We start from the raw sequence: 12,984 nt of genomic DNA on the forward strand, positions 1-12,984 counted from the left end.
TCCTTAAAAAAATTATCGAATCTTGCGTTCTTACAATAAAATATCGATCAAGCATCTTGTCCAAACCTAGTTTTTTTTCCACAAATGATATAGATGGGCTGCTTAAGTTAAATATGAATAATAATGTTGTAGACTACTCCATTGAACTATCGTATCCCGTTCGTTTAATTATTTATCAGTCACATTTCTCTAAAAGTAATAAGAATTGCATTGTCGTCCAACCTCGTATGTGGGTATCTAATGTCCTCGATTTCCATATATTTTTGATTCCAAATCACATCTGTAAAATAAGATGAGTTTTGAAAAAAATAATCAGGGGAAATATTCTGATATTGATAACATTCGTTTGGGTAAACTTCATTGCAACCAAATAGGAATTTCACGTCTTCCTCCCAAGAAATCCCGCCAATTATGAAATCATAAACCTCAAACATATCAATGAGGAATTGTTTGAAATCAACATACTCATCTTTCCTGACTCCTACCTGATTCCACTCTGGAGCATCAAACTCACTGCCAAAAAAACAAAAATCAACGATTATTGAATTCGATGAAATTTGTTCTATATGCAAATAAGCCTTTCGTTGTCTAGGAAATGCAACCAATAACCTAAGTTTAAGCGAGTGTATGAATACTGTATTTGGGTCTTTTTCATCGTTTGGATATCCCAATACAAACGATGAGATTAAATTATCGACGTTGTTTTCAGCAACTTGAGGGTCTGTCAAGAATTTTGTGTAAACTCTTTTCAAGCCTTCTCCCCGAGGGGAGAAAAAAATTTCAACGCAAATGCTGGCCGATTCGTTCGGGAAAGAAAACAGAGAGCTGGAGCAGCATCTGGCCCCAATTTTGGACGCGACCTGTCCATTTACGGGTGACGTCCATCGTCGCTAGATAAAGCATCTTGAGCAATGCCTCGTCGGTCGGGAAGATGCTTTTTCCCTTGGTCACCTTTCGAAGCTGGCGGTGGTAGCTTTCAATCATGTTGGTCGTGTAAATCAGCTTTCGGATCTCGGGTGGGTACTTGAAAAAGGTCGCAAGCTCATCCCAGTTCGTGCGCCATGACCGGATAATAAGGGGATATTTGCTTCCCCATACCTCTTCAAAACGATCCAAAGGTCCTTGTAAGACACAAAGCGGGTCGAATTCCGGATCTGGTGGATGATGCATTTTTGGATTTCGGTTTGCGGGTAGCAGGCGGTAATCGCTTGGGAAAAGCCTGTGAGGTTGTCCACACAGGTGATTAAAATGTCTTGGACACCGCGGTTTTTCAGGTCGTTTAAGACCGTCAGCCAGAATTTGGAGGACTCATTCTCACCGATCCACATGCCCAGCACATCTTTGCTCCCGTCTAAGTCAATGCCGATCACCATATAGGCCGCTTTGTTCACGATATGCCCGTCCTGCTTGACTTTGAAGTGGATCGCATCTAGAAAAACCACCGCATAGACCCCTTGTAGAGGACGGCTTTGCCACTCTTTAATGAGGGGAACAATCTTGTTCGTTACGTTGGAGATCATCGTCGGTGATACGTCAATGCCATACAGCTGCTCAAGGTGGTCCTGAATATCCCGTGTGGTGACTCCCTTCGCATACATAGCAATAATCTGGTCTTCAATACCCGTCACGTTGGACTGATGCTTCTTTACAACGATGGGCTCAAACTCGCCTTGGCGATCGCGCGGTACTTGAATCTCTTGGTCACCGTATTCGCTCGTTATGGTTTTCTTGCTTTTACCGTTCCGGCTATTCGGGGTCTGCTTGTTTTTGGTGTCATGCTTGTCGTAGCCTAATTGTGTATCCAATTCGGCCTCCAGCATCTCCTGCAGGGTTTCCGCAAATAGGTCTTTTAAGGCGTTTTGTGCATCTTGTGCGGTGACCAGTTTATTCTCCTTAATAAACTGACGAAGCTGTTGTTTGGTCCATAATCCCATGTGCGCTCCCCTACCTTTCCTATACTTTCATTTTAATAGGTTTTGGAGTTTACACAATCTATTTTACAAACCCCAACTTGAATTTTATAATGAGACTCCAACAGCCTATTTATTATAGACCTAATTGTTTTTTCTTTATTTTCCTTAAGCAGTAGCAAGAAACTCACTTCAAGAAAAGGTCCTCCCATTAGCCATTCCGACATACCAATTCCTCCTCGTGTCTTGCTTAAAATATCTATAGCAGACAAACTCTTCCTCATTTTCTACGTACTACACTAAATATTACAGTTTCTAATGTGGATTGGTAGATAACCATTCACTTCTCAATTTACATTAGAAACAAGCCCTCCTGGTAATCCAGGAGGGCTCAATCAGTATTATTAGCGTTGTTTAATGTTTTGCGAATCATCATACTGTGAACCGAATATTTCTACCGTATCCTCTTTCAGAACACTAACACCTGTTTTTCCGCCGTTATAACCAATAACGGTTACTGTGTATTTGCCGTCTGGTGCATTAACATCCGTATAGAACTTACGATCTATGATGTCATCGCCTAACAAAGTCGAATGCGATTGAATAGGCAATTCCCAAACACCATGGTTAAAGTCGCCACTTGTTTTTTCCAAATTAATGCTAGTAACATAGTTTCCTTTACTATCTGTAATCTCAGCCACGACATTTTGGACACCAGTGTAAGAACCCCCGTATTTCGCTGCATCTCTTGGAGCGCGGGTTTCCCAATCTGTTGTATAATCAGCGTTGAATTTAATTTCAAATCCATAGCCAGCACGAGTTATTTTATTGGGATCCAATCCATTACTTTGTGCATATGGTATGATCGCCCAGCTGCCCCGACTTTCTCGATCCGTTTCTTTCGGATTGTTAAGATCGGTGGATATACCTTGTTTCGTATTTAATTGTAATGTTCCGTTTTGGCACTCTTTGTACGTAATGTTTTCATTTCTCCAAATTGGATTGGAATAGCCATTTGAAGAACTATAAGAGGAATAGCCCGTAATCCACCTATAAGATACAACCCAATTTGAACAACTATTTATATTTGTAGGTGTTGGTTTATCGCTGTTGTATGGATTCACATTTACCAATGTGAAAGCCACGTTATTTGTGAAGTCATTATCGGTTGTTTCCTGATCTGCATCTACATGCACAATCATACTTACAGCCGCGGGCGTTGATGGAGATTGCCATACAAATGAAACCGACTTATGCTCCCCTGGACCAAAATTCGTCCTAGTTTCATAGGCAGTTTCACCATTTGCCATAAATCGAACAAGTATATTTCGTTGTGACAAATTAGAATCATTAAATAACTTCGCAGTAATATTAACAGGATCACCAACCATGACATTTCTAGTTGCTGCAATACTTTCTGCAACCAAATCAAGATCATGATCTAAAGAAACCGTTATCGTATCAGAAAAGTTATTAGCATGTTTATCTTCAGGTTCAAAGATATCGAAATCCTCATTAACTTTTGCACTGAAATCTATAGAATCAGTACCATCAAAATCTATACCCGTTGCAGACAAATCCATAGGAACAATGAACGTTTGTTCTTGATTCATAGGCAACTCTATATCCTGTGTTACTGTTTTCCCGACAGTTTGTACAGTGAGTTGGGTATGCAACGTAACATTTGGAACCTTGCTTCCTAATGGCGTTGCATTTATTTTAACTGTAGCATTCAAAATAGGCTGTTGTTTATTAATTTTGCTCTTATCTAAGCTGAATGATGTTATTGCAATATCCAGTGGCGATACTATTTCTTTTGAGTTATCCGCATACGTATACTCATTTACAGGATTATCTTCCTCTGGATTTACCGTTATTGTTAATTTCGGCAAATCACTTGGTACCGTAATCGTAAATGTTGCTTGGTTTGTATACGTATGACTTGGCAAGTCAAGTGATTGCCTTGCAATTTCACGACCATTGATTTCAAGTTTCAAAGGGACTTGGCTATAATCATCATCTCCTGTATTAGAAATTGTAGCTGCCACCGTAACGGTGTCTCCCTTCTTTATGTCCTCTATATTAGCATTGACTAGATTTATGCCGCTTACAGCTAAATTAGGAGGTCTGGTAGCGTAATAGGCATGCATAACACCTACACCATCTACTACAATTAGTAAGCCATCATGTAAAACAATTTGAGGCGAAGTATATTGCCCGCCTGTAGCAGGTATGCTGGGAGACTCTAATAGATTTCCATTTTCGTCTTTAAACCATGGAATTGCCGCCCAATCATTCTTTTCATCATAGAATTTTAATTCTCCATTTGATTGATAGGCAATCAAATAGCTTGGTGAGTCATAGATTGTAGGATCATCCCAAAATATGACTTGGTTTTGCAAGGGGCTGTCCAATTCGATAACTTTTATTAAATCTAGTCCATCTTTTTTATAAACAGCTATAGCGCCATTTCCTCCAGTTGATAGACTATGATAATGCTTTATAGGCACATACACATAATCGTTGGATATTGTGGGATCTTCAAGGACTAATGTATTTCCACTTACTTCATCATTGAATCCCACAGTGATCAATGTTGAAGCATCCAATTTATACAGGCTTCCTGTCCTATCGACGATATAAAGATATTCTCCATCCCTAGCAATGGATGTCGGAACACCTGAGTTAAATCGAGTTTCTTCAACTTTTCCTATGTAACCATTGCTGATTCCATATTGATACAAAAAACTGAAATTATTGCCCGTATTCACCGTATCTAGTATGAGCCCATTTACTTCTAATGGGCTTCCCGTAACCTCGCCTTCAGTCCTAATTTTATTTAATATATCTACGGAATCTCCCTGATCCTGATAAACGAACATTCCGTTATCCGCGTAATATTGATCTGTGTCTCCAGTCAAGTCGCCTGAAGCTGTACCTAAGGAAAGATATACTTTGTCCTGTATAACTTTTGCTAATGGGCTCGACGTAATGCGATATTTTAATTCAGGATGTTTACCAGCTGATACAATTGTTTTCCATTGTATCTGCATAGTAACGGGATCTATAGACATAAATTGATGATCCCTTGTCGCTTGATATATTCTAGCTCCATTTTCGCTCGTACCATCAAAGCTTGGTGTGCGAATATAGGTTGGTGCGCTTGCTGAAGGCAGCTTGCTTTGCGTTATATCAGTAACTTTAGCCCAAGTAGGAAGCTTAGTTGGTCTGAAGCTATCATAATCCAAACGCCATAGGTCTTTACCAGCTTGTACAAAAATAGCGGTAACTCCAGTCAGTTTATCGTTTACAAAGATAGGTTGACTCTGTACATCGCCTGATTTTTCTACAGGAAGCAATTCTTTCGGATCATCATCAGATGGTTCATATCTCTTTAAATCATAGGTCCATGCCTCTCTATATGGTATATTTCCAAGGGAGAAGGGATCATTAATGTGTTTATTTAAATCGTCATTCATACCAAATCTATTTCCCTTGTCTGTGTAAGGTATTACTGATCCAGAATCGCCAATAGTAGAAGAACCGCCAGAATAAACTGGCGGTAAGTTTAGATCATCTGCTTTAACTACGGGCTGAAAGTTGGTAGATACAATTACTAGAATCAATAAAAAACCTAAGAACCTTTTAATTCGGATGCTGTGCATTATACTTAACAAAGTAAGCACCCCAATCTTTACGTGACATTAACTTAGTATTGTAAGCATCATTACCTTGAATATCAACTACGTAAGTATCTTCCTTCCAATCTACCTTTAAAGAGAGAGCTTCTGTCATCGCTCTAAGAGGTAAATACGTTCTTCCATCTTTTATGGTAGGGGCAACATCATTCTCAATTTTTGTAACCTTTCCTTGTTTATCAATAATTGTCATTATTTTGTCGTCTATTGTAAATATGATCGTCCGACCATCCCTGTTTGTAGCTGTTACCATACGATTTGTTCCATCCCATAAGACAGTGCATTGAACCCAATGATGTTCAAATACAGCTCTCATAGGAACTAAAGTACGTCCTGCTATAGCATCAATATAAGGTTTAGCATCCATAAAATATACAGGCTCGTTATTAACAACAACTGTTACATCTGAAGGAGAAATTACAACTGGCTGTGTAATACTAATATCCCCACCGTACTTTTTGTTTATAGATTCATTATCTCTATACCCAGCATCGTAATAAGCCTTCCAGAAACCACTATTACCTACGTAGGCGTTTGAGGTAACAAAAAAACCATTATATAAAATATTGCCCTTAGCATCCTTAATTGGTAACCCATCGGGATTTCTTCCACCAAGATATGGTTTTGTTACAGGGATATTCCCACCATAGCTTGCCCATTTGGTTTCCGCAATAGGCACACCATCTATTGCATCGATATGAAGGATGTCTCCTTGGTTACCAACCTTAGTCAACCCTCTTAGTTCCTTTTCCATCACTTCATCGTCACTTAGAGGCTTTTCTTCAATAACAGATGTAGTTACAGCCCGTTCCGGATGCTCAACGCCACTTCCAGCAAAGGTAAAGGTGACGAATCCAACTACTTTTGAATTTTCAACCGATTTTTCAGTTACATTTGGCTCAGTGGGAACGATAAGACTTCCATCTATTATTGTTCCCTTTGTATTTGTTTCGTTATATGCGGGAACCGCGGCAAAAGAAGCTGTATTAGCTGAAATTATAGTGATAAGTGCTAAAATTGCTATCAAATGTATTTTTGTTTTTACCATAACTGAATCACTCTCCATCAATTATTATTTTCATTGAAATGCCGCATTTTGAGCAAAAATTACTACCCGGCTGATTCTTGTGTCCACAACTGCATTGATTATTATTATCTGGTGACTCAGCCCAATCCAGAAACTTATCAACTACGTTGGCGAACCCTGCTACTGCAAAGACTACTCCAAGAATTATGAATACCCAAGCAATTTTAACTCTCTCTGCATGTTCGCCGCCGCTTACCATAATCATTTCTGGTGAATTAAGTACAGACCAACCAAAAAGGGCTGATATAACACCTGCTCCTATTAAAACGTATTTTAGCCAACGAATCGTAATCACCTCCTTATTTTTTCTTTTGATCCTCAATGAATGATCGTTCTTCGTTTTCATCAGAAAATCCCAATGATCGAACATAATAAGCATTTGTCCATGGAGAATGATTTTCCAATGTCGGTATTTCTACTTTTGATACCTCCCTAATCTTTTCAGCCGTTATTGTCTTTATTGTCTTTATTAGTTGATGTATCTCATATGCAGGATTAGTACGAATGATCATCCTAACTAAATGCGGCTCTATTCCCCAATCAATAATTTTTCCCCCATATTCTTCAATTATTTCATAAATCCATTTCTTTACATCCTCTGCAATTTGCCCTTTGAAGATCGGTAAATTCCGGAATGTACAAAATACAACCCGATACTGATTATTGTGATTAACTTTTATAGAGATAGGCTTAAATATTTTTTTGGGATGTTTCAAACTATGTATCACCTTCCTTATTTGTATTTATTTTCCTAACTTTACTATATAATAAAAATGGATTTTAGTATATATAAAATCCATTAGATATTTAAATTGAAAAATAGTATTTCTGCACTTACTTTAAAGAATAAGTGCAGAAACCAAGTGTGCGTATAGAAAGTAAGAATCCGTTCGAAAATGTTATTTCATTGCATTGTACTTTAAAGAGAAAGCAAATCTGGCATAACGATTCATCAGTGTAACTGCTTCTTCGCGAGTTGTTAATTCCGAAGGAGCCAGCGTGAAGTTTTCGCGTCCAAGCAATAAATTGTAGTTTGTGGCAATTGCAAGATCCTTGCTGTACATTTCATTAACTTGTGAAAAATCCTTGAAGGCATGAAGCTTAGTAGGATCACTATTCAGATCAAAGTTTTTCATTTCTTCAATTGTTGAATCTCCAGCGAAATTCTTCATACTCAAAACAAGTTCCGTAGATATAGTTTTATTCAGCAAGTAATCTATTTCTTGACGAGATAGATTGAATTTATAAAGGTTTAATCTATCCACTGTATCTACAATTTCGCTATACTGTTGTTCTGTTGATACCTTAGACAACATTTGCATGATCTCATTGATAGATACCTTACCCCTGTAATCATATATTTCTCCCGTAGCCATTAAATCAAGCCCATCCATATTATACATATCGATGAAATCTTCAACTGCCCAGCTTTGGGAAAGATCAATTGGTAAACCTTCTTTTCTCATTGCTTTATAAACGCCAGTTTTAATTCTAGCTTCTAGTTTTCCGTCAGGATTAACGAAGCTAGGTATCATACTCCAGCGTTTTGTTGTTTCGTCCAATTTAAACACTCCCCACTTATGGGGATCCTCACCAACTGGAACCGTATAGGAGGCAAGGAATGGAATATCAATAGTTAGGAGGTTGACGCTTCCGTCTTTTCCTATAACAACTAGCCTCAGCCCAATAGCATCATTAAATAGCATAGCCTGTACACTAATCCTGGCTTCTGTATCATCCAATAGCTTAGTTAAGCCTGCTTTATCGAGCGCAGCATTTAGGTCAATAGTACTTAGATCGATGTCACGCAGTGTAATTGTGCTAGGAAGGCTGTAATTCTCTTTGTCTAAGACTAGTTGGGATGTCGCATTCCCGCCTGTATCGTTTCTCATATCAATTAATTTGGTGTCAAGCGATACACCAATAATATTTGCTAGATCCACATAAGGATCTCTTTTCACTGGAATTTGTTCAGGGACTCCCTTTTCTGGAACGCCTACTGGAGTTACTACTACAGTACTGTCACCACCAGAGCCAGAGCCAGAGCCAGATCCAAAATTAAATTTAAATATTGGGTACTGTTCCATTCGTTTATTACCGAATTTATCCATGCCTTCTACAAAGAATGTGTTCGCCCCATCATTTAATTGGATGGATTGAATCGACCCATACACTTTGTTCTCTCGGTTATAGGAATAGTCCGTTATTACTTTCATTGTTGTTGGATCGGATCCGATTTTCATCCAGCTTAATTCGCTTTGATCCATTACACGAATTTGTATATCAGCGGAAGAAAGCTCAGTCGAATCTGCATAGATAACCATGATCATTGGTGCTGTTGTATCCCATTCATAGCTTTTTACTTCTTTCACTGTATTTCCGGATTTATCTATAACGTTGACTTCAACGATATAGGTACCATCACTTATAGGTTTGTAGACTTCATTGATAGCACCATTAATCAGGTCGGTTGGGATATTTTTTGTTAAAACGATGTTTCCATTTTCATCTTTCACCACAATACTGCCCGTTAATTCCCCATTGCCGCTGTGATCGTCAGCCACAATCACATGGATTGGAAACCCTTCACTTCCAATCCCTGTTTCACTAATAGGGAATGTAATGGTTGGCGTTGATGTATCCAATAAAACGGTACCGATGATTGTGATAAAGGTGTTAACCCCATCAAAACTTTTGAGCACAATTTTATATTGACCACTCGGAACGATGTTTCCATTATTATCTTTTGCATCCCAAACAACAGAATACGTTCCTGATGATTGAATACCTTGTGGTAGTGAACGAACAAGCGCTCCAGCCTCGTTATATACCTCCACAGTGTTATCCATGGTTTTCCCTACTGTATAGAAGAACTTCAATCCGCTTACTCCAAGCCACTGATCTGATGGTGGATTCATTCCTGGGCCTGTTCCTGGTTGTGGAATAGTAATAAATTGTCCGGAATCCGTACTTCCATTCATAAAGAACGTCTGTATAACTGGATTAGATGCAAGACCATAAGCATCATGGACAGATGCTTTGACGGTATAGAATCCATCACTCAATGCCCCAGTATAGGCATAATTTGCTGAAAACGCCGTTGTAAATGAATGATTAGTTTCACCTGTCACTTCGATATCGATAATACCTATCGCATCCTGGTCTGCGTCGGTCGCTTCGAATTGAAAGGTTGGTTTGGAAGCTGCTAAACGATCGGCAATACTAAATTCTAAAACAGGCTTAATGTTTCGTTTAATGATCGCTGTTTGAACGGATGATACATTCTTCAGCTGATCCTCTGTCTGGTAGAAAATTGTTTTATCCCTTCCTACAGCATGATCAATTGGCATTTGCATGGTTCCTGATAAACTGGTCTGTCCTAGAACCATATGTTCGGTATACGTACCTTCGATATCAAAATTATTTGCTATCGATACCCGAACAAATTTAGTTTGAGATAAGCCTGTATTGGTCCAGCTTAATTTATAAGGAATGATCATGTTCGGGTCATTTGGCCCTTCCAAGAACTCAACCCCATTATTGAGCACCAATGCACTACCGACTGCAGCTTTGCTCACGCTGAACTGAAGGTCATGGATCATCGTGCTTTGACCATTTTGATCTTCTATCCAAACATGCATGGACTGTGACCCTTCAGGAATAGTGCTATCAATCAGCACATCGTACGTGAACGGCTGGATCGCTCCATTTGCGGTCAGCGTCATTCCTGCTTTTGCTGTTATCACTCCATCAATTGTGTATTTGAGTGTCATCGTTTCACCAACCTGGGTATCCTGGAACGAACCTGCAAGTGTCAGTTTGTTATGACCAGCCCCTTCAGACAGGATTTGGTTGTCAGCTGTTGTAAAGGCAATCAGAACTGGCGGTTGCTTCGCTTTAATGCTTGATAACATCTTAACGGGTGCATTCTCGGCTTGATTCGCATTCCTCGTTGTGACATAAACATCATAATGATCAGTGATATTCAGACCTAATACTATAATGTTGGTGAGCTGGTTGCTAAAGGCTGTCGTGTCTATAGTTGCTCCATCACCAACTCGTTTAATGATGATTCTAAATTCCGGAAGTATTCCATTTGATGCATCATTGGTAATAGCGAATGTCATACTTGTCGGAGTAGCATTGGTAACGTTTAGCGCTGTTGGATTAGCAGCTAATGTGTATGTGCTTGCCGTAACCGAATAATTGGATTGATTATTGGCAGCATCTCTCGCTTTGTATTTATACGTATAATAGGTATTTGGCAATAGGCTGCTATCGACCAAAGTTCCATTTAGCCAAGTACCTATGTTCCCATTGTTTCTATTAAACAAATACGGAGATGTGTGTAAGCCAGATCCGCTATCACCTGCAGCTGGCTGTACGGTTAGTTGTGTATTACTATCGGCTTGGACAACTGGTCCAGAAATAGTAGGAAACGTCCGGTCTATTTTCACGGTAGAAAGAACCGGCGGGCTTTCATTTGCCGCATTATCCACCGTTCGAACTGATATGCTGGTTTGTCCCTCTGTTATGATATTGAAGGCACCGCTATATGCAGTCCAGCCCAGCGTTGTTGCTCCGGATAATGAGTATTCAATCCGGTTCACTCCAGAGGCTGTATCCGTACCTCCTGATGCACTTACACTCACCGCGGAAGCATTTGTCCAAGCTGTTACCGCGGGTGTCACAGTCGGAACGGTTGGTTCTATCCGGTCAATAGAAACCGTTGCCGTTCCTGAACTACTGGTATTCCCCACCGTATCAATGGATCTGACGGTTATGGTAGTAATTCCGGCGTTTGTGATATTAAAAGCGCCTCCATAAGTTGTCCAGCCTAATGTTGTTGCCCCAGAGAGAGAATATTCGGTCCGGTTCACCCCTGATGCTCCGTCCGTTCCTCCTGTTACGTTAACACTCACACTGGCCGTATTCGTCCACGCTGTAATGGAAGGCGTTGCCGATGGCATACTTGGTGCTGTTCGATCAATACGGACTGTATTGGTTGCATTGCTGCTCGTATTACCAACGTTATCTATCGTTCTTGCGGTGATCGTAGTGCTGCCTTCATTGGCAACATTAAAAGCGCCACTGTACGTAGTCCACCCAAGTGTCGTTGCGCCAGAAAGCGAATATTCGGTCCGGTTCACTCCAGATGCTGCATCCGTTCCTCCCGATATGCCTACACTTACGCTTCCGGCATTTGTCCAAGCTGTGTTTCCAGGTGTTACTATTGGTGATGTAGGAGTTGTGCGATCAATACTAACCATAGATAAGGAGGTTGCCCCTACATTTCCAGCGTTGTCTACCGTCCTCGCTGAAATTGTGGTTTGTCCTTCATTCGTTACGTTAAAAGCTCCACTGTATGTTGTCCAGCCCAGTGTGGTTGCACCGGACATGCTAATCTCAGTTCGATTTACTCCAGAGGCAGCATCCGTTCCTCCAGTGACGGATACGATTACGCTTCCGGCATTTGTCCAGGCAGTAGTTGCTGGGGTTACGGATGGAGTGCCAGGATTTGTGCGGTCTATTCGAACCGTTTGGGATGAGGTGCTACTGATGTTTCCGATATTATCAATCGTTCTTGCGGTAATAGACGTTTGACCTTCATTTATAATATTAAAAGCTCCACTATAAGTTGTATAACCTAGTGATATTGCACCGCCGAGGGTATATTCAGTTCGGTTGACACCCGACTCTGAATCGATACCATTTGTAATGCCTACACTCACACTGCCCGCATTTGTCCAAGTTGTTGTTGCTGGAGAGATAGTTGGAGCTGTTGGTGGCGTGGTGTCAGGGACTGTGTAAGTAAATTCAAGGTAAGGAGGGGTAGCTGAAAGTGATCCCCTTACTGTAATGGGATCATACCATTGGTTTCCATTTCCTATAAAATCAACATATTGGCTGTATGGAAATGACTCCCAATGCCATGTACCACCTTCATCAGAATAGATATATACCAATTTAGTAGAAATAACACTGCCTAGTGGTGTGTATGGCTCGTTAAAAGAAACTCTGTAGTTAACTCCAGTGATACCATTGCCGTATACTTCCAATGTGTTCACAGAACCTGGCTGGCTACTGCATGCACCGGCTGAACATGTACTAGTAGATTCATAAGATATCGAATTTGAAATAGCAGTTGCCGCAAATGCCTTGTCACCAAAGAATGAACTTAATCCAAACATGATTAAGATAAATATGATAACAACGAACCAATATGGCTTTACTCGAAAATTATTACCTGCTATTAGTTCCCGTTTTTGAAACATGATTTATATCACTC

The 12,984-nt window shown here is 40.0% G+C and carries 7 protein-coding genes and 1 pseudogene; all 8 read right to left on the bottom strand.

What is annotated here, in order from left to right:
- Positions 1-179 precede the first annotated feature (179 nt).
- On the bottom strand, positions 180-752 hold the full coding sequence (locus G9U52_RS34610) for a hypothetical protein (protein ID WP_166156657.1): 573 nt from the start codon (positions 750-752) through the stop codon (positions 180-182).
- A 28-nt stretch (positions 753-780) separates the two neighbouring features.
- Positions 781-1,934, bottom strand: a pseudogene (locus G9U52_RS34615) (IS256 family transposase).
- 32 nt (positions 1,935-1,966) lie between these two features.
- Entirely contained in the window at positions 1,967-2,137 is a 171-nt protein-coding gene (locus tag G9U52_RS34620) for a hypothetical protein (RefSeq protein ID WP_166156659.1), read from the bottom strand.
- Between the two features lie 177 nt (positions 2,138-2,314).
- Complete coding sequence (locus G9U52_RS34625) at positions 2,315-5,587, bottom strand: CARDB domain-containing protein (RefSeq protein ID WP_166156661.1); 3,273 nt, start codon at positions 5,585-5,587, stop codon at positions 2,315-2,317.
- Positions 5,556-6,656, bottom strand: coding sequence for a copper amine oxidase N-terminal domain-containing protein (locus tag G9U52_RS34630; RefSeq protein ID WP_166156663.1), 1,101 nt, complete (start codon positions 6,654-6,656; stop codon positions 5,556-5,558). The genes G9U52_RS34625 and G9U52_RS34630 overlap by 32 nt, the downstream gene beginning before the upstream one ends.
- A 7-nt stretch (positions 6,657-6,663) precedes the next feature.
- Positions 6,664-6,990 carry a zinc ribbon domain-containing protein gene (locus tag G9U52_RS34635; protein WP_207953393.1) on the bottom strand — a complete coding sequence of 109 codons (327 nt, stop codon included), beginning with the start codon at positions 6,988-6,990 and terminating at the stop codon, positions 6,664-6,666.
- A gap of 4 nt (positions 6,991-6,994) precedes the next feature.
- A complete protein-coding gene (gene tnpA / locus G9U52_RS34640; RefSeq protein ID WP_166156667.1) occupies positions 6,995-7,411 on the bottom strand; it encodes an IS200/IS605 family transposase in 417 nt (138 codons plus the stop codon).
- 183 nt (positions 7,412-7,594) lie between these two features.
- Positions 7,595-12,970 (bottom strand): OmpL47-type beta-barrel domain-containing protein, encoded by a 5,376-nt coding sequence (locus G9U52_RS34645; RefSeq protein ID WP_166156669.1) that lies wholly within the window; start codon positions 12,968-12,970, stop codon positions 7,595-7,597.
- Positions 12,971-12,984: the final 14 nt, after the last annotated feature.

It is taken from the genome of Paenibacillus agricola (genome assembly GCF_011440305.1).
GTDB lineage: Bacteria > Bacillota > Bacilli > Paenibacillales > NBRC-103111 > Paenibacillus_S > Paenibacillus_S agricola.